Source organism: Romboutsia lituseburensis, assembly GCF_024723825.1.
GTDB classification, from domain to species: Bacteria; Bacillota; Clostridia; order Peptostreptococcales; family Peptostreptococcaceae; genus Romboutsia_F; species Romboutsia_F lituseburensis_A.
On sequence record NZ_JANQBQ010000001.1, the window covers coordinates 802,543 to 828,195 of the forward strand.

General features: G+C 26.5%; 23 protein-coding genes, 1 pseudogene, 1 CRISPR repeat array, 1 riboswitch and 1 other annotated feature. Of the genes and pseudogenes, 2 read left to right on the forward strand and 22 right to left on the reverse strand.

Going from position 1 to position 25,653, the window contains the following annotated elements; genetic code table 11:
• Positions 1 to 10 precede the first annotated feature (10 nt).
• The 11 genes from NWE74_RS04030 to NWE74_RS04080 form a co-directional block, all read right to left on the reverse strand.
• Positions 11 to 1,267 carry an argininosuccinate synthase gene (locus tag NWE74_RS04030; protein ID WP_258241951.1) on the reverse strand — a complete coding sequence of 419 codons (1,257 nt, stop codon included), beginning with the start codon at positions 1,265 to 1,267 and terminating at the stop codon, positions 11 to 13.
• Between the two features lie 259 nt (positions 1,268 to 1,526).
• Positions 1,527 to 1,738 (reverse strand) — a binding site (T-box leader).
• Positions 1,739 to 1,815: 77 nt separating this feature from the next.
• The gene (truA, locus tag NWE74_RS04035; protein WP_258241952.1) at positions 1,816 to 2,553 is read right to left on the reverse strand and encodes a tRNA pseudouridine(38-40) synthase TruA; all 738 of its coding nucleotides are present in this window, start codon (positions 2,551 to 2,553) and stop codon (positions 1,816 to 1,818) included.
• A gap of 177 nt (positions 2,554 to 2,730) precedes the next feature.
• Positions 2,731 to 4,161, reverse strand: coding sequence for a sensor histidine kinase (locus NWE74_RS04040; protein ID WP_258241953.1), 1,431 nt, complete (start codon positions 4,159 to 4,161; stop codon positions 2,731 to 2,733).
• Positions 4,162 to 4,163: 2 nt separating this feature from the next.
• Positions 4,164 to 4,862, reverse strand: coding sequence for a cell wall metabolism DNA-binding response regulator WalR (gene walR, locus NWE74_RS04045; RefSeq protein WP_258241954.1), 699 nt, complete (start codon positions 4,860 to 4,862; stop codon positions 4,164 to 4,166).
• A gap of 18 nt (positions 4,863 to 4,880) precedes the next feature.
• Entirely contained in the window at positions 4,881 to 6,317 is a 1,437-nt protein-coding gene (locus NWE74_RS04050; RefSeq protein WP_258241955.1) for an FG-GAP repeat domain-containing protein, read from the reverse strand.
• Positions 6,318 to 6,327: 10 nt separating this feature from the next.
• Positions 6,328 to 6,951 (reverse strand): HD domain-containing protein, encoded by a 624-nt coding sequence (locus tag NWE74_RS04055; protein WP_258241956.1) that lies wholly within the window; start codon positions 6,949 to 6,951, stop codon positions 6,328 to 6,330.
• Positions 6,952 to 7,097: 146 nt separating this feature from the next.
• The gene (locus tag NWE74_RS04060) at positions 7,098 to 7,946 is read right to left on the reverse strand and encodes a hypothetical protein (RefSeq protein ID WP_258241957.1); all 849 of its coding nucleotides are present in this window, start codon (positions 7,944 to 7,946) and stop codon (positions 7,098 to 7,100) included.
• A 69-nt stretch (positions 7,947 to 8,015) separates the two neighbouring features.
• Positions 8,016 to 9,161, reverse strand: coding sequence for a THUMP domain-containing class I SAM-dependent RNA methyltransferase (locus NWE74_RS04065; protein ID WP_258241958.1), 1,146 nt, complete (start codon positions 9,159 to 9,161; stop codon positions 8,016 to 8,018).
• A gap of 8 nt (positions 9,162 to 9,169) precedes the next feature.
• Entirely contained in the window at positions 9,170 to 9,979 is an 810-nt protein-coding gene (gene larE / locus NWE74_RS04070) for an ATP-dependent sacrificial sulfur transferase LarE (RefSeq protein ID WP_258241959.1), read from the reverse strand.
• Between the two features lie 399 nt (positions 9,980 to 10,378).
• Positions 10,379 to 10,945: an ECF transporter S component gene (locus NWE74_RS04075; protein ID WP_258241960.1), complete on the reverse strand. Its 567-nt coding sequence runs from the start codon at positions 10,943 to 10,945 to the stop codon at positions 10,379 to 10,381.
• Between the two features lies 1 nt (position 10,946).
• The gene (locus NWE74_RS04080; protein WP_258241961.1) at positions 10,947 to 11,915 is read right to left on the reverse strand and encodes a nucleoside hydrolase; all 969 of its coding nucleotides are present in this window, start codon (positions 11,913 to 11,915) and stop codon (positions 10,947 to 10,949) included.
• A gap of 91 nt (positions 11,916 to 12,006) precedes the next feature.
• Positions 12,007 to 12,051, reverse strand: a riboswitch (PreQ1 riboswitch).
• Positions 12,052 to 12,238: 187 nt separating this feature from the next.
• Between NWE74_RS04080 and NWE74_RS04085 the strand changes: the two genes are divergently transcribed.
• Both NWE74_RS04085 and NWE74_RS04090 read left to right on the forward strand, forming a co-directional pair.
• Complete coding sequence (locus NWE74_RS04085) at positions 12,239 to 12,466, forward strand: hypothetical protein (RefSeq protein ID WP_258241962.1); 228 nt, start codon at positions 12,239 to 12,241, stop codon at positions 12,464 to 12,466.
• Positions 12,467 to 12,742: 276 nt separating this feature from the next.
• Positions 12,743 to 13,009, forward strand: a pseudogene (locus tag NWE74_RS04090) (transposase); the annotation flags it as partial.
• 255 nt (positions 13,010 to 13,264) lie between these two features.
• Positions 13,265 to 14,480: direct repeats of the CRISPR family, unit length 30 nt; unit sequence GTTTAAATACATCTCATGTTAAGGTTAATC.
• A gap of 175 nt (positions 14,481 to 14,655) precedes the next feature.
• On the opposite strand, the gene cas2 reads toward NWE74_RS04090, so the two are convergent.
• The 11 genes from cas2 to NWE74_RS04145 form a co-directional block, all read right to left on the reverse strand.
• Entirely contained in the window at positions 14,656 to 14,946 is a 291-nt protein-coding gene (cas2, locus tag NWE74_RS04095) for a CRISPR-associated endonuclease Cas2 (RefSeq protein WP_258241963.1), read from the reverse strand.
• A gap of 1 nt (position 14,947) precedes the next feature.
• On the reverse strand, positions 14,948 to 15,946 hold the full coding sequence (gene cas1b / locus NWE74_RS04100; protein WP_258241964.1) for a type I-B CRISPR-associated endonuclease Cas1b: 999 nt from the start codon (positions 15,944 to 15,946) through the stop codon (positions 14,948 to 14,950).
• A gap of 8 nt (positions 15,947 to 15,954) precedes the next feature.
• Positions 15,955 to 16,449: a CRISPR-associated protein Cas4 gene (gene cas4, locus NWE74_RS04105; RefSeq protein WP_258241965.1), complete on the reverse strand. Its 495-nt coding sequence runs from the start codon at positions 16,447 to 16,449 to the stop codon at positions 15,955 to 15,957.
• On the reverse strand, positions 16,449 to 19,016 hold the full coding sequence (cas3, locus tag NWE74_RS04110) for a CRISPR-associated helicase Cas3' (protein WP_258241966.1): 2,568 nt from the start codon (positions 19,014 to 19,016) through the stop codon (positions 16,449 to 16,451). Before cas3 ends, cas4 begins: the two co-directional genes overlap by 1 nt.
• Positions 19,017 to 19,056: 40 nt before the next feature.
• Positions 19,057 to 19,821, reverse strand: coding sequence for a type I-B CRISPR-associated protein Cas5b (gene cas5b, locus NWE74_RS04115; protein WP_258241967.1), 765 nt, complete (start codon positions 19,819 to 19,821; stop codon positions 19,057 to 19,059).
• A gap of 3 nt (positions 19,822 to 19,824) precedes the next feature.
• Positions 19,825 to 20,772 carry a type I CRISPR-associated protein Cas7 gene (locus NWE74_RS04120; RefSeq protein WP_258241968.1) on the reverse strand — a complete coding sequence of 316 codons (948 nt, stop codon included), beginning with the start codon at positions 20,770 to 20,772 and terminating at the stop codon, positions 19,825 to 19,827.
• Positions 20,772 to 22,514 (reverse strand): type I-B CRISPR-associated protein Cas8b/Csh1, encoded by a 1,743-nt coding sequence (locus NWE74_RS04125; RefSeq protein ID WP_258241969.1) that lies wholly within the window; start codon positions 22,512 to 22,514, stop codon positions 20,772 to 20,774. Before NWE74_RS04125 ends, NWE74_RS04120 begins: the two co-directional genes overlap by 1 nt.
• A gap of 12 nt (positions 22,515 to 22,526) precedes the next feature.
• A complete protein-coding gene (gene cas6, locus NWE74_RS04130) occupies positions 22,527 to 23,225 on the reverse strand; it encodes a CRISPR-associated endoribonuclease Cas6 (RefSeq protein ID WP_258241970.1) in 699 nt (232 codons plus the stop codon).
• 458 nt (positions 23,226 to 23,683) lie between these two features.
• Positions 23,684 to 24,328: an ABC-2 transporter permease gene (locus tag NWE74_RS04135; RefSeq protein ID WP_258241971.1), complete on the reverse strand. Its 645-nt coding sequence runs from the start codon at positions 24,326 to 24,328 to the stop codon at positions 23,684 to 23,686.
• A 3-nt stretch (positions 24,329 to 24,331) separates the two neighbouring features.
• Positions 24,332 to 25,183, reverse strand: a complete 852-nt coding sequence (locus NWE74_RS04140; RefSeq protein ID WP_258241972.1) for an ABC transporter ATP-binding protein — start codon at positions 25,181 to 25,183, stop codon at positions 24,332 to 24,334.
• A 10-nt stretch (positions 25,184 to 25,193) separates the two neighbouring features.
• On the reverse strand, positions 25,194 to 25,568 hold the full coding sequence (locus tag NWE74_RS04145; protein ID WP_092725245.1) for a GntR family transcriptional regulator: 375 nt from the start codon (positions 25,566 to 25,568) through the stop codon (positions 25,194 to 25,196).
• Positions 25,569 to 25,653: the final 85 nt, after the last annotated feature.

The following is a 25,653-nucleotide window of genomic DNA, read 5'->3' on the forward strand; positions in this document are numbered from 1 at the left end:
ACCATTTTATTTATATAACCTTATCTACCGCTACTTCTTTACCTAGCTCTAAATTTTCTTGATTATTATTTATTTTCTCGTCCTTTATAGATTGTATCTTCAGAGGTAAAGTAAATAAGTTTATAAATCCTTGTGCATCCTTATGATTATACAAAGCACTTTCTCCAAATGAAGATATTGACTCATCATAAAGTGCATTTGCTGTAAATATTCCAGCCGGCTTCATAAATCCTTTATAAAGCTTTATTTTTACACTTCCCGATACATTTTCTTGTGTCTGTTCAATAAATGCATCAATTGACTCTCTTAATTTAGAGTACCACAATCCATTATATATTAACTCTCCATATTTTAAAGAAACCATTTGCTTAAAATGTAATGCTTCTTTATCTAAAGTAGCACTTTCTAAAATATTATGTGCTTCATAAAGGATTGTACCACCTGGTGTCTCGTATACACCTCTTGATTTCATTCCAACTAATCTATTTTCAACTATATCTATTACTCCGATACCATGCTTTGCCCCTATATCATTTAATGTTTTGATTATTTCAACAGGCACTAGCTCTTTTTGATTTACTTTAATTGGAACTCCCTTTTCAAAATAAATATCAACATATTCAGCTTCATCACAAGCTTCTTCTACTGGTAAGCATTTTTTATATACATCATTTTGATGTTCATTTTCTAAATGTTCTATATCTCCACCTTCAGTAGATATATGCCAAAGATTCGCATCTACAGAATAAATTTTTTCTTTAGTTGCAGTTATATGAATATTGTGACTTTGAGCATATTCTATTGCATCTTCTCTAGATTTTATATCCCATATTCTCCATGGAGCTATTATTTTTATACTTGGATCAAGCGCTGCTATAGATGCCTCAAATCTCACTTGGTCATTTCCTTTACCAGTACATCCATGACATATATATTTTGCACCTTCTATATGAGCTACATCAACTAACTTTTTAGCTATTATTGGTCTTGCTAGAGATGTTCCTAATAAATATTTTCCTTCATACTTAGCTTCAGCCTTTATTGCTTTAAATATTGTCTCTGTTACAAATTCTTCACTTACATCATCAACATATGCTTTACTAGCTCCACTTTCCAATGCTTTTTTATAAACATCTTTCATATTTTCTTCTTGACCTACATTTGCACAAACTGCGATAACTTCAATATCATAATTTTCTTTTAACCAAGGTATTATTATTGATGTGTCTAATCCTCCTGAATATGCTAAAACTACTTTTTCTTTCATAAACTTTTCCTCCTTAATTTATTTTGTATACAAAACATTGTATTATATGTTATTTGCATTTTTATTATAAGTTCTACTTACTTGGACAAATTAAAAGCCTCTTAGTATTAAAATACTAAGAGGCGAATTTTCCGCGGTACCACTCTTATTGATAAATTAAAATCTTTCATTTAGATACTTGATAACTATATAAAGTAGCTACCAGTACTTTTAGTACAAGCTATCTTTATATTAAAAAACGTCTCTTGATTATAAAAAATCAAGAGACGAATATTATCCGCGTTACCACTCTAATTGATAAGTTTTACTTATCCACTCTTTCTCTTAAGGCGAGATAATCCTATTGCAATACTTTATATTTCCTGCAATCTTCTCCAAAGTTCTCTTCACTCAAACTTCAATATTAGGCTTTCACCATCCCTAACTCTCTGTAAAATTCATTTAAGCTACTCTCTTTTTCATCGAATTTTTTTATTAAATTATTATCTTGTAAGTAATATTAGTTTATATTATTTACTTTGTCAACTGTATAATTATTTTTTTATAAATTAATAATTTACTTTGTGTAAAATAAGACCTTTAGATGGAGCTGTATCTGATGCTTTACATCTATCTTGGTACTCTAACATTTCCTTTATATCTTGTGGTGTCTTTCTATGTAAACCTACATCTAGTAATGCTCCTACTATAATTCTTACCATGTTATATAAAAATCCATTTCCATGAACATATATTTCAACTAAACTATGATGTTCTTTTACTTCTATAGAGTATATTTCTCTAATATTTGATTTTTTCTTAGATTTTGATGAGGCAAAACTTGTAAAATCATGTTCTCCTATTAAGTTTTTACTCGCTTCTCTCATAAGTTCTAAATCTAATTTTTTTTCTACATGAGTAGTGTATTTTCTTAAAAATGGATCATGATATTTATTATTATCTATTTTATATAAGTATATTTTAGACTTTGCATTGTATCTACTATGGAATCTATCATCCACTTCTTCCATATTTATTATTACAATATCTTCCGGTAAATATTCATATAAATAATCTTGCATTTTTTTTATTGATAATTCAGAATTTGTTTTAAAGTTTGCAACTTGTCCATTAGCATGAACTCCCATATCAGTTCTTCCCGAACCAATTATCTCTATAGATTCATTAGTCATTTTGCTAAGTACATTTTCAATTTTTCCTTGTATTGTCATATCATTATCTTTAAGTCTTTGAAATCCCTTGTATCTTGAACCATCATATTTTATTATCATTTTTATATTTCTCATATTATGCCTCTTTCTTTTCGTATATATTCATTATAAATTGTATTTTATATTATATTAAGCATATTAGCAAATTTTATTAGTTTTAATTATATATTTATATTTAAATTAAAGTATCTAATATTTTCAAAAAAATAGTGCTACATAACTAAATTATATAGCACTATTTTTACTTATATATTATATTGACTCTATTAATTTATTTTTTATAGTGATTGTTATGACTGTCCCTTTACCTTTTTCACTATCTATACTCATAGTTCCTCCATGAAGTTTTACAATTTCATGACTTATCGCAAGTCCTAGTCCACTACCTGCTTTATTATAATCCTCTTGGAAAAATTTATCTAGTACTTTATCTAAATTATGAGATTCAATACCACATCCATTATCTATAACTCTAATAGTTGTATACTCTTCACCTTGGGAAACTACTAATTTAACAAATCCATCTTCACTTGTAAACTTAATAGCATTTTGTATAAGGTTTATTAAAACCTGACGTAACCTATTTTTATCACCTTGTACGCTTTCTATTTCTTCATCTTCAAATTCTACACTTAATGTAATATTTTTTTCACTTGATTTCACTTTTAATTGATTTACAACACCAGTTGCTAAGTGTCTTATATCTACCATGTCAATTTGAAGTTTTATTCTATCTGATGCTAAACGAGAAAAGTCTAATAATTCATTTACAAGTTTTATTAACCTTTCAGTTTCGTCTTGTATTATACCTAATCCTAAGTCTAATTCTTCTTTAGTTATTCCTTCATATCCTAAGGTTTCACTCCATCCTTTTATAGATGTAAGTGGTGTTCTTAACTCATGAGATATTGAAGATATAAATTCTTCTTTTAATTTCTCACTTTTATCAATTTCTGCTGCCATATGCTCAAATGTTTGAGCAAGGTCTCCAATTTCATCATCAGATATATTTGTATTTTTAAGTTTAATACTATAATTACCATGTGCTAATTCATTTGCAAATTGTTTTAATTCTCTTAATGGCTGAATTAATGACTCTGCAAATCTAAGACTTAAAGATATAGCTATAAGTAATATACATATACCAGCTAGTATAAGCCCAAATGTAAGCTTGAAAATTATATTATCTATTTTGTCTAATGATACAGTATACCTAACTACCCCTTCTATTATGTTGTTTGTTTTAAGGGGTACTGAGATACTCATAACATGTTCATTTGTTTCAGGCTGTCTATATGTATATGGTGTTAGGTCTTTAACATCTCTTAACGCTCTAGTTACATCTTCATACGATACTTTTTCTTTTACTCTAAATCCATAAGGATCTATTATGACCTCTGAATTTTTATTTATTATCTCAATAGCATATATAGAGTTTTTTTCTGTATTTTGTTTTTCTACTATATTCTTTACTTTACTTTCAAAACTTCCAGTGGAACTTGTAGGTGCATCATATACTGATTTAGTATACTCTTTTTGATTCATTAGACTTTGCCTAACATAATCATAATAATAATTTTGAATATAAAATATAAATAAACCTTCAAATAATGCAACTGTTATAATTATTATTGTGAAATAATTTTTAATTATCTTTTTTCTTAACCCTTCAAAGTGTAACACTACTAGTCTTCCTTTCTAAAGCAATATCCATATCCCCAAATAGTTTGTATATATTTAGGTTTTGATGGGTCATCTTCTATTTTATTTCTTATTCTTCTTATATTTACGTCAACTATTTTAAAATCATACAAGTAGTTTGTCCCCCATACTTCATCTAGTATTTGATCTCTACTTAATGATTGTTTAGCATTAGTCATTAAGTATTTAACTATAGAAAATTCAGTTGGTGTAAGCTCTATTTCTTTTGCATTTTTAAATAATTTTCTCTTATCCAGATCAAGTACAAATGGTTCTGATACTATTTCATTAGTTTTTGATACATTATCTTCTTTTTTAATTCTTCTAAGTAGCGCAGATATTCTCACAAGTAATTCTTTTATACTAAATGGTTTAACCATATAATCATCTGCACCTGATATAAATCCTTCTATCTTATCATCCTCTTGACCCTTTGCAGTAAGCATTATTATACCAACTTGGTCAAAATTTTGTCTTATAAATTTACATACATCTGTTCCACTCATATCAGGAAGCATTACATCTAGTAAAGCTAATTTTATGTCTTTTTCTGTTGTCATTTTTTCTATAGCTTCACTTCCAGTTCCAGCTTCTATTACCTCGTAGCCTTCTCTCTTTAAATTTATACTTACGAAACTTCTAATACCTATTTCGTCTTCTAGTACTAATATTTTTTCCTTCATTTTATTTCCTCCCAATTACTATTTCTTTGAATTTTCATCATATATTAGTGAAAAATATTCTTTAATTGTGTTTGCATCTATTTTAAACTTTTTAAGTTCCTCTATATTATTTTGGTATAATATGAAACTATATTCATTATTATCTGCTAAAATTACACCACTTGATGCAGTTGAATTTTTCTTATCATCTCTTACACTTTTATTTACTACAGCTATTGTAAATAAATTTTTAGGTTCAGAGTTTTGCTTGTCATAATAATAGAACTTAAATAAAGCTTCATCCTTAGAAAATTCATGTTCAATATATGAGCTTTGAGCTAAATCGTTTGGTATAAATAATCTATAGTTATATTGATAATTATAATATATTTGACTTGTAAATACTAACCCTGAATCTGGCCCTTCTTTGCCATTCCATCTAGACCAATTTACAGTCGTTGAGTTTTTCGTAGTATATACATCACCACTACCTCTAAGTATAACAGGTATATCTATTACCTTATCATTATTTATATCTTCTAATGGTATATAATACGGCTTTATTGTAGGCATATTATTATCATCAAATGCTTTTTTAAGCTTATTATGTTCATCTACATACAGTATCTGAGTTGCATAATTGTTATCCTGTACAATTGGTATATCTAAAAATATGCCTTTATTTTCTACAGTCTTATCATCAATTTTTTCTGTAGATACTGTCCCAATTGTAATATAGAAATTGGATAAAGTCTTTACATTTTCAAGTTCAGTATAACCTATTAGTTCTAATGAGTCATCAAACTTAGCTAAGCTTGCATAAGCTTTAGTTGTTTTAGAATCATGATGTATCATAAGAATTTCTGGTTTATTGTCATTATTCATGTCACCTATTTTTATCGTCATATCTAAATACTTTTCTCTATCATCTATCCATGTTGGGTCTAGTATATATGTTTTTTGTATTTCATTATTTTCAAAATTATATATGTACATATTAGTTTTTTTATTATTTTTAACTAATAATATAATTTCTTTACTTCCATCTCCATTTAAATCATAAAAATTAGCATACTCTATAGAATCTCCAAGTTCTAGTCTATTGTCTATTTCAGTATATGTTCCATCATTATTTTTACTTAATATCATAAATCCAACTTGATTGGTTCTTTCTGTTAGATTTTCTTTTTTCTCAAATACAACTAATTCGTCTTTTTTGTCTCCATTTAAATCCACTTCATTAATTTTGCCTACCTCACTTGCATTTGAAGGCAAGATTAAGCTAGAGTTTAAAGGTAGTTTTAGTTCAATTGCTTTATATAAAACTTCTTTATTTTCATCATACACAGGCTTATCTTTTAGCAAAGATTCTGGAGATTTCGATAATAGTGATTCACCAGATTTTGAGTCTATACTACATCCAGTTGCTAATAATGTTACTAAGCTAGCACATGCTATCAACCTACATAATTTCATTAAAAACCTCCTAACTTTTATGAGTTTTACAATACTCCTTAAAACTTTCAATTCTTTTCTTTTCTAATTTAATAGTTTCTTCACTTAAATTTCCTCTTCCTAGTCTATCACAATAAGAAATTAATGCAACTTCTTTATAATCTACATCTTCTAACATATGTTTAGGTTCAAAGAAAGGAAGATTTTTGTCATAGAATAATGGTTGCATATGCCATCTTATTAATTTCGATACTTCTTCATTAAATATTTTATCATCACTAACCAAATTTAAAAAGTCTTGTCCTATTTTTTCTCCTTCGATATCATGATTATACGATGTTATTCTTCCTTTTCTAATTCTCGTAGTGGTTAGCTTTCCTATATCATGAAGTAAACAAGCCCACATAAAAATTTTTTCATTTTTTGATAGTTGCTTTACTTCACTGCCCTTATCTACTACCATTAATACATGATTAAGTGCACTTCCTTCTGGATGATATTTTAAATTTTGTTCGATTTTTCCTAAGTTCTTTATTTTATTAAAGGGTTCTTCGTCAAAGAACCCTCTCTTTATTAAACTGTTTATATGCTCAGAAGGTTTTATTTTTTTTAGTAAAATTTCATTAACTTCATTAAATACATCTTTAGCATTCATATTTTTCACCTCAAGATTATTTTTTGATATTGTTTTACTTATTTTTACTATTATTTCAATAAAATAATACAAAATAAAAGCCTAGCATTTATTACTAAGCCTTTATTTTATATTTTAACACGTATTTAAATTATTTATTTATATTTTTATTTTTTAGGAAACTTATCTTCTGACCAAACTAAATTTTCAAATTTTTGTTTAGTATTTGGCTCAACTTTTTCCTCATTTAATTCCATATCTTCTATATCATCTATATATTCAACTTCTTGGGAGCTTCTAAAGTTTACTGAATCAAAATTATCCTTAACTTCATAGTCCTCATTATTTTCTTGAATATCTATATCTTCTATTATTCTTTTGCTATCTTCCTCTACTTGTTTATTAGAATGTTTAACTCTTTTTTTCTTAGGACCAATTTGCTTTTTACTAGACTTTGTTTCTTCCGGTAATACATCATTAATGATAGGCTCTTGCTCTTGTATTTCATCTATCTCACTTGTCTTGGCATTTGATGATTTACTCTTTTTCTTAGAATTTTTAGGTCTAGATTCACTATGTTTTGAATTATTTGTTTTTTTACCCTTCGGCGCCGAATTATTCTTTTTACTATTTGTTGAGTTTTTACCTTTTGTTGTCTTAGTATTTTCTTCTACCTGCGTATCATCATTACTAGCATTATTCTTTTTATTATGTTTCGTATTTTTCTGTACATTATCTTTAGAGGTATTTGTTTCTTTTGAAGCATTTGAATGTTTTCCTTTTGAACTTGTTTTTGAATTTGATTTTTTAGATCCTAATGCAAAGTTTAATTTTAACCCATTAGATTTATTTTCTTTAGGTCTTTCTGTACTGTTTAATCCAAACTCTTCTCTTTTTTCTTCTGGTACTAAGTCATTTAATATTATTTCATTAAAATTTTCTTGGTATTTTTGTTTACTATCTACTTTTTTTTCTTTAGATGCCTTTTTACGATTTTTGCCATTCATTCTAAACATTGAGACACCCCCTTAAAATACTCTATATACTATATATATTATCTTAAGGGGGTAAATATAATTAATTTATTAATTTTTTTTAGGTGGTCTTGGTCCTATGTATTGGTACAAGTTAGTTTTTAACATACCATTATATAGTTTTCTTCTCTTATCCGCTTCTTTTCCAAATTCCTGTTCAAATTCTTCATATGAAGTTATTAAGTAATAAGACCAGTTTTTAAGTTCTCTAAATGTATATCCTAAATGTTTATATAAACTTTGAACACTTTCTTTATCCTCAAGTCTCTCTCCATAAGGAGGATTCGTAACTATAAATCCATATTCTTCATCACTCTTAAAATCAAGTGCATTGCCTACATTAAACTCTATGTACTCGTCTACTCCTGCAATTTCTGCATTTTCTTTAGCTATTTCTATGGCTTCTTCATCTATATCATATCCATATATTTTAAACTGTACATCTTCATCAATTTTATCATATGCATCTTTTCTTACATCCCACCAAATCTTTTTGTCCATAGTTCTCCACTTTTCAGATATAAATTCACGATTAAGACCTGGAGCCATATTTATTCCCATCATAGCAGCCTCTATTAAAATAGTTCCAGACCCACACATAGGATCAACTAATGTTCTTCCTGGTCTCCAAGGATTTAAATACATTATACCAGCAGCTAATGTCTCTCTTATTGGTGCCTTATTAGCTTTTTCTCTATATCCTCTTTTATGAAGTGCATCTCCAGTTGTATCTATAGACAGTGTTACTTTATCTTTATGTATAAATACGTATATTGGATACTTTTCTTTATCTTCTTTTAAAAGCCCATCTTCTAAGTAACTTTTCTTTAAGCTTTCAACTATAGCCTTTTTTACTATTGATTGAATATCTGGAGTACTATACAGCTTTGATTTTATTGAAGATGCCTTTGATACTGGAAATTGTGATCCATATGGTATATATTCTGCCCAGTTTATTCTTTTAGTTCCTTCAAATAAATCATTAAAAGTTTTAGCTTCAAACTCAGCTATTTTAAGATGAACCCTTTCTGCACATCTTAGCCACATATTTGCTTTGGCTATTCCATCAGCTCCAGTCTTATATGTAATCCTTCCATCTTCCGTTTTTATTATTTCAAAACCTAAGTCTTTTATTTCTCTTGCTAACATTTTTTCCATACCGAAAAAGCAAGGTGATATTAATGTGTAATTGTTCATGATGCCTCCTATTTTTGTATACCTTTATTCATGCTACCCATCTCATATCCTGCCATATCCAAGGTAACATATTCAAATCCTATATCTTTTAATTTTTTATTTGTTTTATTTAGTAAATCTTCATTAAAAAATTTATGTATTTCATCTTTTCCTACTTCTATCCTTGCAATATTTTCATGAATTCTCACTCTAAATTGATTAAACCCTTGTTCTACTAAATATTCTTCACTTTTTTCTATCTTTCTAAGCACTTCTTTTGTAATTTTTGTTCCATAAGGAATTCTTGTTGCAAGACATGCAAAAGCAGGCTTATTAAAAGTCTTTAAATTCATTTCTTTTGATAAAAATCTTATTTCTTCTTTAGTTAACTCACATTCTTTAAGAGGACTAATTATATCCAATTCCTGTAAGGCTTTAAGACCCGGTCTAAAATCACCTAAATCATCTAAATTAGTTCCATCTAAAACATTGTTAATATTATGCTGTTTTGCAATATCTTTTACTGTACTAAATACTGCTTTTTTACAATGATAACATCTATCTGTATTATTATTTATAAATTCGTCTACTTCGAAATTTTCTATATCCACCACAATGTGTTTTACATCAAATTGTTTTGCATACTCTTTAGCTTCTTCAATCTCTCTATCTGAATGCATCATAGCATTTAGTGTAACTGCAATAACACTATCTCCTAGAGTTTCCGTTGCTACTTTAAGTAAAAAGTTACTATCTACGCCTCCGGAATATGCCACTGCTACACTTTCTAATTCTAGTAGTTTAGATTTAAGGTTATTTAGCTTTTCACTTACTTGCATATAAAAACTACCTCCTTATGAATTTTATTTATCAAACAATAAATATTTATTGTTTGATTTTAAGAGGTTTAAATATAATACTTCTCTATATTTATATAGAGTATAATACACTAATTATATAAAATATACATATATAAATCAAACTTAATTTGATATATTGTAGCTTTAAATTTATTTTAATGTGTATTTGACATATTAAAATGACTATATATTTAATAAAAATAAAAATTAATATATATATAAATTACTATAAAAATTATTTAACTTTATATAAAGTATAAGTTCTATAATTCATACCACCAAAGTTTTGATTAGTCCGAAAAATAGGATTAAAAGCTTCAAAGATAGAAGCTCTTAACCCTATTTTCATTATAGTAAAAACTTATATATACTATTTTCTTATTTATTGTTTACTATAGGTGAATTAAAACTCTTTGAAAGTTCATTAATAGATAATGATACTAATACTGTAGCTACAAACTTATCTATATAATCTGTAAATACCTGTGTAACAAATACACTTAAAACATCATTAGCACCTAAAGCCTTTAGCACTTGAACTATATACGATGATCCAGATGATGTAACACCTCCAAATAAATATGCTGCTATTAGCGAACTTATTATTGAAGTTGGAATCGAAAATATCATTACTCCTAGGATTCTTTTTTTACCATTTAGTAATCCTTTTTTGTACATAATTCCTGCAATAAGTCCTGTAGATATCTGAACTGGTGCAAAGTAAAGTGAATATATATCAAATGTCATCCCACTTAATAAACTTCCACAAACACCTGTCATCACTGCATATTTAGGACCTAAAATACAAGCTACCATTATCGTTCCTATAGAATCTAAGTATATTGGAAGCTTTAACATAAGCGCTACAAAAGCTCCAATTATATTTATAGCAATTCCAAGGCTCATTAGACTTAATTTTCTTATATCCATACTCTTATTTTCCATATTATATAACGCCTTCAATAGAGTCTATAATATCACCGTATCCCTTAAATATCCTTTTTAAGAACATACCCATAAATTTATTTTTATCAACATCAGTCAATACAACAGCATTATTTTCTTCTTTATAAAAATCAAAAGAATCTACTATTGATTGGCCCATAGCAATACCATCTTCAACTACCTCTACAAAAGATTCAAATCCTTTGCAAATACTTCTATCTATAAAGTATGCTACCGCTAGTGGATCATTTATTACACAACCAATAATTTTTTCTTGCTCCCAATGAAAATCAATGTAAAATCTAGTTATTTCAGTTATATACTTAGATATATCTTTATCAAGTCTATTTATAAACTCAATTATATTTGGTGTAAGTACAATTTTTCTAGTTACATCTAATCCTACCATGTGAATTTTTTTAGGTAAGTTCTTGTAAACATAATCTACTCCATGAGGATCAACCCAATAATTAAATTCTGCTACTGGAGAACAATTTCCATGAATTCTAAAAGTTCCTCCCATAGACACAAATTCATCTAAGTTATTAAAAGCTTTTTTATCTTTCATTAGTGCTTTAGCTATATTTGTAAGAGGTCCCAATGCTATAATAGATACATTATCATTGTTATTTAGAGTGTCTATTATAAAATCTACTCCTCCTTCATAAAACTTAGCTTCATTTATATCTTCGTAGAAATTTTCGCCTAATCCATCATCTCCATGAGTGTCCTGAGCTGTTACAAGTTCCCGTTTTAATGGATATTCTTCTCCTACATATACTGGAATATGTAAAGAAGAACAAATCTGAAGTGTTTTTAGAGCATTTTTTGCTCCTAATTTTGCAGGTACATTACCACTACATATAGTAATGCCTAATACCTCTAGCTCTGGTGAATTTAAAGCTAAAAGTAGTGCCAAAGAATCATCAATCCCTGGATCACAATCAATTATTACCTTTCTTTTTTGCATAACAAATTCCTCCTAAAAAGTTATTTAAAGGAGAACCTTACAACCTATAAGGTCATAGCTAAGGGTAAAACTTATATACTGCCACTATATAAATACCTTAGTTTTTTATACTTGGAGGTTCTCGAACAAGTTGTAATATTAATCCTTTAGATTCATACTACTTTTGTAAGTATATCATATATTAAATTGATTATCTATATAAATAGAATCTAAAATTAATCCAGAAATCGATTATCTACACACTTACAAAATAGATTCTTATAGTTTAAATTTGAATTTTATTGGTATTTATTGTATTATATAAATTATTAGGGGTGATGACAATGAATATCAATTATGACATCTTACAAAATTTTCTTAGATGTAATAAAAATATCAAATTAAACTTTAGGGAAAACAGCAATATTTTAGATGTAGTATCTTATAGTCAAGTTATTTTAACTTTAGAATTGGATAATACTGACTTGGTGAGCAACAGTGAGGTAATTTATGATAGTATCACTAAGCTTGATGGTGTAACTATGTATATTCCTAAAATTTATATAAAATAAATTTAATAGACTAATTATTTTAAAATTTCTAATGATGTAAGTAGATTTTTTTTTAAAATTTACTTACATCATTTTGTTATTTAAAGATAGTTAATTTAATCTATTTCTCAATGTAATCTAATAAATTTCCATCTTTAATACTTATACAAACATCTGCCATACTAGCTATGTCATTATTATGATTTATCATAATTAAGGTATGTCCAAATTTCTAGGGGCTGTAGATAGATTTGTGTAAATTCAAATCTATCTACAGTCCCTTTTTGAATTGGATTTGATATATTAAAAGGTAAATGTGGGAAACAGTATGGCATAGTTATAGATTCTTGGTATAATAATTAGGACAGACTATCCACATACTTTGAGTTTTCACCAGAAATAAGAAGAATTATCTATACAACTAATGCATTGGAAGGATTCAATAGACAATTAATAAAGTGTACTAAAAATAGAACCGTATTTCCAACAGATGATGCATTAAGAAAAGCGTTATATCTTTCAACTGAAGTGGTTATATAAAAATGGACATCACCTACAGCGAACTAGGGATCAACTTTGGCTCAGTTAGAGATACGATTTTCAGAAAAATTAAATGAAATAAATCTAATGAATTAAAAATGTCAAAAAAAGACGAAAAATATTTTTGGTATAATATTTTATATTTAACAAATACTAATAAAAATATGAAATAACCTATTATTAGTATTTCATTTAAAAAAATAATATTACTGAAAATGTAGAATTTCCAGCAATATTATAAATTAAACATCTTATTTACACAAATCTATGCATTGTCTCGGTTTAATACATCTCATGTTAAGGTTAATCCACGCTAGGCGAGTTTATAAGATTAATAGAAATATTGTTTAAATACATCTCATGTTAAGGTTAATCTAAATCTGAAAAAAATAAGATAGCCTTTTTTATATGGTTTAAATACATCTCATGTTAAGGTTAATCGTTATTATTTGGATTAAATTTTTTCATTATATCACTGTTTAAATACATCTCATGTTAAGGTTAATCAAATTGAATACATGTAATATAGTAAACTATTAAGAGGTTTAAATACATCTCATGTTAAGGTTAATCAGAGGACGCTATCGAAGAAGGGGACCCCGTAGAGCTGTTTAAATACATCTCATGTTAAGGTTAATCAAGTTATAAAGCCGATACCAATGAAAGGACTTTTGGGGTTTAAATACATCTCATGTTAAGGTTAATCAACTTTAAATTTTTCTAAAGCTTTATTTGCTAATGCGTTTAAATACATCTCATGTTAAGGTTAATCATGAAGGAAATATTAACTTGCGGAAATGTTGTTAAGTTTAAATACATCTCATGTTAAGGTTAATCTAATAATAGAAAACTATAATCCACCATTCATACTTAAGTTTAAATACATCTCATGTTAAGGTTAATCATGGAGAGTTTAAGAAAAGAGTTAGGTGAAAAATTGTTTAAATACATCTCATGTTAAGGTTAATCTTAATTAAATTTATCATTAAGGGGGACGAATAGACAGTTTAAATACATCTCATGTTAAGGTTAATCGCTTGATATTATAATAGACGCTCTAAACATGTTTACGTTTAAATACATCTCATGTTAAGGTTAATCTTACAAGATATTTGCAACGAGGTAAACAAAGTACTGTTTAAATACATCTCATGTTAAGGTTAATCGTTTATTCACAATGTTAAAAAGAAAGGGTGTTTATAGTTTAAATACATCTCATGTTAAGGTTAATCTTATACATTACCAAGCATATGTAAAAGCATACTTAGTTTAAATACATCTCATGTTAAGGTTAATCACGAATAAAAGGAAAAAATATATATAAATTAACTAAGTTTAAATACATCTCATGTTAAGGTTAATCAAGGTAATTCGGCTAAGATGGTTGAGGACGTAATGAGTTTAAATACATCTCATGTTAAGGTTAATCTCATATAGAAGTTGATGAAGATGGACATTGTAGTTAGTTTAAATACATCTCATGTTAAGGTTAATCTTATGTAATTTCAATTTTATTTCAAATCTGAATATATGTCAATCCCTTAAAATCACTTAAATTATATGGAAATTTACCAAGTAAAACTTAAATTATATAAAATTTAATATAATATAGTTGTAACCATTGAAATAACTAGATTCATAATCCATATCAATATTTTCCACTTGGTAAATTAAATTATTAAATCTTCACCTGTATTATTCTGTTCTTTTCCAAGTACTTCTTCTCCAAACACACTATCATTCAAAAGCTTAATAATACAAACAAAATCCTCTTCTTTATCTAAAACTTTGTTTAAATCATTTTTGAAGGTTATCATATCCGAAGGAGTTATTTCTCCTCTGAAAACAGATTTTTGAAAATGAGATAAATATTTTTTGCATACTTTAAATACTTTATTTACTCTCTTTTCTCCAACATCATAAAAAACAAATGCATAGTTATAGTTCATGTTTTTACTCATATTAAATCTTCTCCTTTAAGCTAAAAGGTACAAATTCTTTATCTTCCATTATATATTTTATAAGTTTATAACAGTCTAGCTTGATAGCTGTTCTATAAGTTACTTTTCTCTTTAATCTATTGTGCATAAATACTGATTCCATTCTTTCTTCAAATGCAGTTATAAAAATATTTCTACCCTCTTCACTAAGTAAACAGTAATTAACTTTTTTATCAAAATGTTTAGTAACTTGAATCTTTTTATTATTAACTAAATCAAATATAGTCCTATAAACTAAAACTGGTTTAAATACCTCACTTATATCTAAGCTTAGTGAAAATCTTCCTTCAGATGGTTCATGTAAATAACTTATTCTTTGATCTAGATGTGTTCTATATATGGAAGATATAGTCTTTGTGTATAATAAGCTATTTCCAAATGAAACTAATGCATTAATAGGGTTATCTGGTGGTCTTTTTACTCTTTTATTCATTATAAACTCTTCTGGTAGAAAATTTTTAAATTCTCTATAAAATTTTTCCCATAACTCACCTTCCACACACATTAGTTCTCTTATATTCTTACTGTTCTCAACTCTATCAAAAAAGATTTCTTTTATCCAATCTACGGTTCCTTTTACTTCTTTTTTCCCATGTTTATAATAATGATAAAGAACTTCTATTATATTAATACCTATACCTCTAACAATAGCTTTACTTATATCTAATCGGTTACTTTCGAATTTTTTTACCTGTTTAACTAATAATTTCCCACTATTGTATTGATTCTTAGGATAATATGTACCACTATAACCTTCATAATAATTAAAGAAATGAACTATTATATTATTACGTGCTAAAAAGTCTAATAGTTTTGTATTTATACTTACTTCGTTTAAACAATATATTTCTTTTGTATTTTCTACAGGTATATAAACGTTTTTGCCGTTTTTTCTAAAGCAGAGTGAGTTATCTTTTCTTGTTAATTCCCCCATAGAAGTTATATAACGTGTACTTCCCATATTTCCTCCTATATATAGCAATACTCATAGTACGCACATTTTTTACATTTAGGTTTATTTAACACCTTAGGTATAACATCTGTATCAATTAGATTTTCTATATCGTCAATGTATTGGTTTAACTCTTCTTCTATTTCTTCATTTAACTCTAAATGTATTATTTTTCTATCAGTTTTATTTTTTTCTATAAATTCTAACTTGCCTTTTCTATATATGCCCTTGTCCTTTAATATTTTCAAATAAAATATCAATTGCCATTTAGCTGCATCTATATCAGCATCTGATTTTTTTACTTCTGTAAGATATTCTGAGGTAAGCTTGTCTAGTTTTATATTATCTATTGATATTTCTGTGTTTTCCAATTCTCCTGCTTTACTTTCATGTATTGCTTTTCCTATTTTAACTATTTCACTATTATCCTCTAAGTTGAGTCTATTTCCATGAAGGTAGCATTGCCTTTTACAGTGAAAATAGTAGTTTACTAAAGTCCCATTTACTTTCACTATATAAAATCTCCTATTCCAGTAGTTAATTTTTCTTTGTCTACTTTTCCATCTCTAAAGTACTTTTCACCATCTTCTATGAAATAAAGTTCTCCGACCCTATCATTGTAAGGAATATTTGTTTTCTTCACTTGGTATATAAAATAATTAAGCAAACTTCTTGCTTCTGATAATTTAACTTGCTTCTCTGCATATTCTAATTTTTTATCCAAAAGAAGCTTTCTATAATTATCCCAAATTTCCTTACCATCTAATATTAAGTTATCTTCTGTTTTTATTCTTGTAGATAAATATACAGACATGCTCCACATATCCTCTGATATAAGTTCCATTCTAGATTTTATTTTTTTGAAATTTAATCCTCCAACATCTTGTGAGAAAAAGTTATCTAAATTAAACTCACATAACGATTTATTATATGTTTTTATTGCATCTAATACTGGTGAGTAGTAATTTTCAAACTTTTTATTTATTAGTATTTCTTTCATATTTTCATCTTCTAATGTAAACTCTTTATTCATTCTAAGATCATTTTTATATATGAAATTTGCTTTGTCTATATTGAAAAAATAGATAATTCCGGATTTTTTACATGAGCGATTTATTCTCCCCATAAATTGTTCTTCGCTATCTAACTTTGATATATCTTTATATCCTTTATCCATATCAATATCGACACCAGCTTCTACTACTTGAGTAGCTACTAATATAATGTCATCTGTTTTATCTACAAGATCAAGTATTCTTTGTCTCTCTATAGAATTATCGTCACCTGTTATTAGCTCAATTTTTGATTGAATTTCTTCGTCTTCTTTTAATTTATTATAAAAATCATAAGCACTTTGTTTTTTTATAAATTCCACTATTATTTTATTCTTAGCAAAACTACTCTCTTTTACATGATTATATAATTCGTCTATGTCCTTATCTATTAAATCATATATAACTTTTACTCTATCTTTAAATAATGGATGATTAAAATATTTCTCTCTATTTACAATTAAATTAGTAGTATTTTCAACTTCATTTGTAAGATAATTTAAATTTGGTAGAGTTGCCGACATAATTATTACTTTCATATTTAATATTTTTGCAAATCCTTTTAAGAATGTAATTATCTCTGTCCAAATTGTATTTTTATAACTTTGTATTTCGTCTAAGACAATTACACTATTAGCTAGTTGATAAAAAGCAAATGATGATTCTTTTTTATTATCAAACATAGTATTGAATAAGCTTACATGTGTTGTAAGTATCATTGGATAATTTAAGAATTGTCTATTTAATAATGCTTTTGCATAATATTCATAATCAAACTCTTCACTAGATTCTTCTTTTTTTGATGAATACTTTTCAACTTTTATAGGATTTATAGAATTTACTACAGCTATATTTTTAAATATATCCTCATTTGAACCAAATATATTTTTCATAGTTTTTATATTTTGCTCTATAAGTGTGTTATATGGATAAATATAATATATTTTATTCATGTAGTTATTACTTTCTAATAGCTTAAAACTAAGATTTAGAGATACATTACTTTTTCCACTTCCTGTAGGAGCTTCTAAAAAGTATATATTACTCTCTAAGTTTTTACTAAGTTCATTCTGTGCATCTAAAAACATTTCTGTTCTTAATATATTTATATTTCTCTCATTTGTAAGATCTTTTTCTTTCTTGTATTCTTTTTCCTCATATTTACTTATACTTTTGTATATTTCTCCATTTTTATAAATATCATAGAACAGAGAAATATCATTTATTTCACCAAATTCATCAAGCTCTAGATTATTCATAAATTCTGTAGTTGCATAAAAATCACAAGCTACTAATAAGGAGAATACAAGCTTTACATAAGTATATATGTAAATACTTTCTTCTTCGCTATTTTCTTTTAGTTGCTTTCTTACATTTGAGCATTTTATTTTCATTTTTTTATATAAAGGACTTATATTTTTGTTATATATTTCTTTGTAATTTTCATTTCCTAAAGACTCTATTACTTTGCTTGCATCTCCTGGGTAATCTTCATGAAATGAATCTACAAATTCATTGAATCCACTTAGATCTCCGTGATGTCTCGATATTATATAGGAATTTAAAAATAGTATGTGAGATAATTTTTTAAATGTTTTTTTATCTAACTTCTTATATTTGTCTACTTCTTCAATAAAATAATCTAAGTAAAGTATCGAAGATATAATGGAGTGTTTACTTCCTAGATTTTCAAATATTTCTTTATTTATTATTTTATTATTCATTTTCTCACATTGAAACTTTGGATTTATTTTTCCTATATCGTGGAAGTTAATTGTATTTACCAACAGCTTTCTAAATAATGTCTTTACTGATTTATCTGTATTACCTAAGTACAGTTCTTCAAAATTCTTAAATATATTTCCTATGTTTTTTGCAGCATCTATTTTTAAAAAATATTTATTACATCTATCTATGTGTTCTTTTAGTGTTTCATTTTCACCTGATTTTATATGTGCATAAAAATCTATATTATCTTTGATTAATAACTCTATATTTATTAAATCTTCTCTTTTAAAGTAATTCATAAAGTTCCTCCTACAAATAAGGAAGGGTTTCCCCTCCCTCTTAAAAGAATACTATATTCTTATTGTTTATTTTATATATATCACTTACAGTAATAGAGTCTATACACATATTACTAAATACAAAACTTTCTAACTCATACATATTAGTTGCTTCATATAATGCTATTGGCAATCTTTCACTATATTTAAACAAATCCTCTTCTTCATCATTTTCCATATCAAATTCAACATAACTTTTAGGGCATAATGAGTCTATTTTATCAATATCATCATATTCCACAATATCTTCTACATCATATAATTCTATTTCACTTATATTTGCATAATGATCATTTTTACCTAAGTATGGTTGATACACTGTTTTGTAATTAGCAATGTAATCGCTTAATTTATTGGCTTCTTCATTATCTAATAATACATAAATGTTCCATTTAGGATTTTCTAACCATTGTTCTTTTACTATTAAGTTGCATAAATTTTTGTCTTTATCTTTATTGTAATCTCCTATTGAATTATTAAAAAATTGTACTTTTTTAGGAGTATAAGCCTTCTCATTCAGTGGTTCTATAGATACCCTTAATGCATTTAGCTTACTATAAAACTCAGGATATGGGTCTTTGTAACTTTTTATATTGTCTAAGTTATATCTGTGTTGATTATACCCACCATATCCAAGTATTGCACCAAACATACCTAATAGGGCAACTTTATGAATACTTCCATAGGTAAAATAATAATATGAGTTAACTTCGGGCTTTTTAAAAAATGCTGTTTTCCCTGATAATTTAAATTTTAAAGCCTTCATAATCTATACCTCTTTTTGTGTAAATATATTAATTTTTTTAGCTCCTTCTATTTCAGATTCTATATTAGTTGTGTAAGGATTATAATAAATTTCCACTTTTAATATTCTATCTTTTAATGAATTTAGCAATTCAGAGCAATTTAATTTAATTGTATTCTTCTCGTCCCCTTTAGTAAACTCAATAAACTCATCTAAATTAGGTAAGTATAAGTCTGATTCTGTTTCTACAAATAGTGCAAACTCATTATCACATCCTGCTTTTGCATTAGTTGCAAATGATGTAGCTGATACTAAAGCTGCTTTCTTAAATTTGCTATAGTCTTCTTCTGTGTATCCATCTGTTACACCGAGTTCTTTAAATTCTTTATATGCCATAGTATTTATAGTAAATGGATAGAAGTAATGAGCTTCATTACTTACAATTTTTGTTCCTAATGTTGAGTTTTTAGCTTCTTCTGAATCCTCTTTTTTATTATCTTTTGATGCATCTCTAAATGGAGACAATATTTGTTGTTCTTCAGGGCTTGTTCCATCAAACTTATTAAATCCTTGCCCAATTTGTACCGCTCCTGTGATAGATATATTATTTCCTGATTCTGCAAATGTTGCTCCGAAATTTTTTACATCTAATGCATTAAATAAATTTGTTAGAACTACTTTACTATCTTTGCAATTTTTCAAATCATCTACATTAAATAAATGTTCATATCTTTCTTTCAACGAACGAGGTACTAGTGATATTTCTCCCTTATTCTCTGATAATTTCATTGTCTTTATATAAAGTACTTTTTCCCCTTGATTCTCCCACATTTTTTTCATTGGATACTTTAATGCCTTATCACTTCCAAATGTTTCTCCATCAGATGTTGTCTTTGGATAACCTGTAAAATCAGCATTCCAATTTGCCATTTTAGATACTATTCCTATTGCTCCATAAACTCTCTTATTCATTATTTATCCTCCTTGTTACTTTCATAAATTAGATTACTATGCAAATATCCTGCTATTATCATATCTTGATTTACTTTTCCTTGTGGCTCATATGATACTATCATGGCATATAGATTTTTTACTCTTCTTCCATGCATATCTATATCATAGTTATATCTTTTATATAAATTTCTTAATTTTTCTTTTATTGCTTCATTATTTTTTGCATTTATAAATGGATTTGCTAGTGAATGTGGTTTATTTTTACCTTTACTTTTTGATAATAAATAGTTCACAAATTGTCCTACTGAAAAATAATATTCCTCATCTGATTCAAAAGAACTTGTATCTGCACAGTTTATCTTTGTTCTAAGGTTATTCTTTAGTTCTAACACTATATCTCCCATATCATTTCCTCCTTTAAAATAACTTTTTATAGCTTGTCTCAAATTGAATTGATGTGATGCTTTTGGTATATATCCGTTTGTAATTGAGTTCTTTATTAAATCTAATGATACTTTATTTAATACACCATATACTCCATTTTCATTCCCTTTATAAATCCAATTAAAAATAGCTTGTCTTGATAATAATAAATTTCTTTTTATAACACTATCTTTAAGTGATATATCTTTAGCTTCTGTATAATAGTTATTTATCAAGTATTTTGAGAAAAATACATTATCTATAATAAATTGCAAATCTTTTCTATTTTTACAGCTACCATATTGTAAATCTGATTTTAATTTATCTTGTAAGCTTAATACGTCTTTAAAATTAAGAGGCTTACTTAATTTATACTTATATGATGTTACTAAATCATAAGAATGTATCTCTACTTCTTTCCCTTTTTTTATTCTCATATACATACCTTCAAAATCTGCTTCTGGTAATTCACCATTTTTAAATGATTTAATACCATCTTCATTAAGATATATATTGGTTTTTCCTTTAGTTGCATAGTTCATTAGGTAATCAAAAAATTTCTTTTGCAATAAGATATCCTTGTTATCTACCATATATGGTACTTTTACTTTCCTTGTTTTGTTTTCTAAATATGGCTTATTAGAATTTAAATTCATGTTATCATTAGGTACCCCATACAAAGTATCTTCAACTTTTTCATTAAAATCGTTTTTACTGTAGATATTAGGTATTAAGTATCTTTTGCCTTCTGTTATGTACATTTCCATAGTAACTATTACAAATATTTTTAGATAATCTTTGCCTTTTATATCAATACCTAGTTCATCAAGATTAAAAATATTGTCTTTTATCCAATTTTTAATCTTATTTAATAATTCTTGATCTATTGCTTCTAATTGAGATTCTACTGTTTCGTATATTTGTTTAGCTTTAGTTTTAGTATATTTTAAATAAGGATTAGATAAAGTTTTATAATAATTATCTATTATTTCTTCTGTAAGTTTTCCATTGCTTAAACTTTCTTTTTTTATAATGAAAGATAAATAATTATTTCCTTGTATAATTTTTTTACTATCCATTGGTTTTTGCATGTCGATAAGTTTACTATTATAATCATAATTACAAATCTCATTGAAGTGTAAATTATTTCTTCCTTCAACTTCACCCGTTTTTTTATTGTATTTAATATCTATTGAATGCTCTATTTTGAAATCGTTTTCACCTTCTGTTGAAAGTAGTATATATTTTCCATCAGATGGTATGTAATTATCTAGTATTAGCTTGTCCTCATATTTTTCATATTCTTTTGTAAATACTTCAATACAATCTTTTAACACATTCCCACCTCCTTATAACCATCTATAGTTCATGAATCCGGCACCCCTTGAATTGCATTCTAACAATCCTACACCAAGCGACATATAAGCCAATTCTTGTGCTATCTCATTATCTGATATATTTAAAGAGATTTTATCTCCAAGTAGCTTTACATTTTTAATATTCATTGTACAAGGTTTTCTATTTTTAAACTCCAATGTTGTATAAAACTCAAAATCCTCATCAATTTTTGTGTTGTTTATTCTATTGTACTTTTTTATTAAATTCTCAATTAATCTTTTTTCAAAATCTCTTAATGAGAGGTTGTTCTTCCAATAACCATTATCACTTTTCATTATCATAGGTGATATAGAGTATATTTTTTCTATAAACTTTTTAGGAATTATCTTTATTTTTGTAGTAAGGCATTTAATAGTGTCATTAAATTCATTCGCTAATATCTTTTGAAGATATCTTGCTAATTCTTCATTTATTGTTCTTATTGTGAATGTATATATTTGATTAGATTTGTATATCTTGTCTTTAGGAATTGGATATAATGAATCGAAACAGTAATTTTTATATTCATTAGTTTTATGAAATTCTAACCAATCTTTATTTTTAGATAGTGAACTATCTATTATTTTGCATATTTCACATTGGGCATCTTGAGTTAAGATATTTTTTAAAGTAAATACCTTACAACTTATTTGATATACTTGTATTTTCATATTTTACTCCTTTTTTAGTAATTACACCATGTGTTGTGGTTTAATATAGATTGATTTACCTCTATACAAAATTTAAATACACCTAAATATGTTGATGTTTATATAACTACTTATATTTATTTTTTCATTAGTGTAGAGATAAATATTTGTACTTAAAGAGTAGTCCACTTTTTCTCATATGTCAACTAGTGTATTTTTTTATACAAACTTACGGTGTGAGGGTCTAATATTTCCATTTTACTTATATCTTTATTATTAATGCCTTGAAGGTGTTTAAGTAAAGCTGAATATATTTTATACTTTCTAATATTTTTTTCATTCTTGAGAGCTAATTTTAGTTCTTCTATTTTATCATTTTTGTGCAAATATTTTACAAGTCAAAAGCCTATATAATTAAATTCAAAACTTTTAGTCTCTAAATTTAACTATACTGGCTTTTATCACTTATTTTTAAATTATTATTTTATTTCTTTATTTTCATATATTTTTATTGATATAGTAGTAGATATAGCTAAAACTATAAAATTTAATACAAATGCTATTAAAGGAATTCCAACATTATTTATCATTTCTATTGTTTTTTCCATAGCCTCTGGAGAATCTGCTAGATAACCTATTACTCCAGATGGTATCATCATTAAAATCATCATTATTAATATAGTTACTGTTCTACCTTTATTTATTCCAAACTTAAGTAAAATAGGTATAACGATACACATTGCAATAACCCCAACAGTTCCTCCTGTAACTAATAAGAGATTTAGTTGAATTAAATTTTGATTAAGCTTAAGTGCTACAAAGTATTCAATAGATACAATTATAATACTTATAAACAATGCAATTATACCCATTAAATACCTAGATATTACATACTCTTTTTTCTTTACAGGAATTACACATATTAGATTATCTATTCCGTTCATATCTTCATATGCCATTACTTGATATACCGTCAAGACTATAATCATTCCAAATAACATATTTAAGAATGTAGGATTAAAAGTAGAAACTACTATCCATATAGCTGCTATAAGCCATATTTGTTTAAATACTGATTTTAAATTTAAAAAACTCATCTTTGTAAGATTCATTATATTATTCATAATTTACCCCCTTGTATAGTACATTAAAATATCCTCTAAGTTAGCTTTATCATACACAACTTCTTCTCCAAACACTTCATATGCTGATTTTGCATTTGATGTTAGACCTTCAAACCCAAACTGATTTTCTTTAAAGCTAACTAGTTCTTTCTTTGTATCATCGTCTATTAGATTTTTATTACCTCTTATTATCTTGTGATTATCTAATATAATATCTTTTTCACCCTTTAGCATTATTTTTCCATTATATATAAACACTAAATAGTCAGATACTTTATCTAAATCTGAAGTTATATGAGTAGAATAAAATACAGTTGCTTCTTCTTTTTCTATATGATCTTGTAATATTTCTAAAAATTCATTTCTAACTAGAGGATCTAAGTTAGCTGTTGGTTCATCCATTATTATTATTTTAGGGTGATGCGAAAGAGCCATTATAAGTTCAAACTTTTTTTGTTGACCTTTAGATAACTCTTTATATCTTTTATTTTCATTTAATTTGAACTTTTCTAGGTATTTTTGATATACTTTTTCATCCCAATTTTTATAAAACATAGATACACCTTTTTTTATATCTTTTATTTTCGATTCTGGAATATATCCGGATACATCGCCAACATATCCTATGATCTGTTTTATATCTATATCATCAGATTTATATTCTTTTCCAAATATTTTTATACTACCACTATCTTTAAAAATCATATTTAAAATCAACTTTATAGTAGTAGTTTTTCCACTTCCATTAGGACCTATAAATCCTGTAATAAAACCTTTTTCTATGTTTAAATTTTCTATATTTAACTCAAATTCATTTAAAGTTTTTGTTACATTACTAATCTCTATAGCACTCATATTTCTCCTCCTAAACTTCTTCATATATACTTTTAAATATTTCTATACCTTCTTCTAAACTTACCCCTACAGACTTAGCTTGTTTTATTATTTCTTCTAGTTTGCTTTCAATTTCATACATGGCCATTTCCTTTAATCTTTCTGTGTTTTGCTGAGCTACAAAAGTACCTTTACCTGCTACAGTTTGTAAGAATCCTTCTTTTTCTAATTCCTCATAAGCTCTTTTAGTAGTTATTATACTTACTTTAAGTTCTTTAGCCAGATTTCTTATTGATGGTAATCCTTCTCCTGGTGTTAAGCATCCACTTAATATTTGCGCCTTTATTTGATTTTGAATTTGTTCATATAAAGGTATCGTCGATGAGTTACTAACGTTTATATTCAATTTATCACCTCTATTTAATACACTGTATATATCTGTATATAAAGTGTATATATTATCTATATACACATAATAACACTTAAGTTAC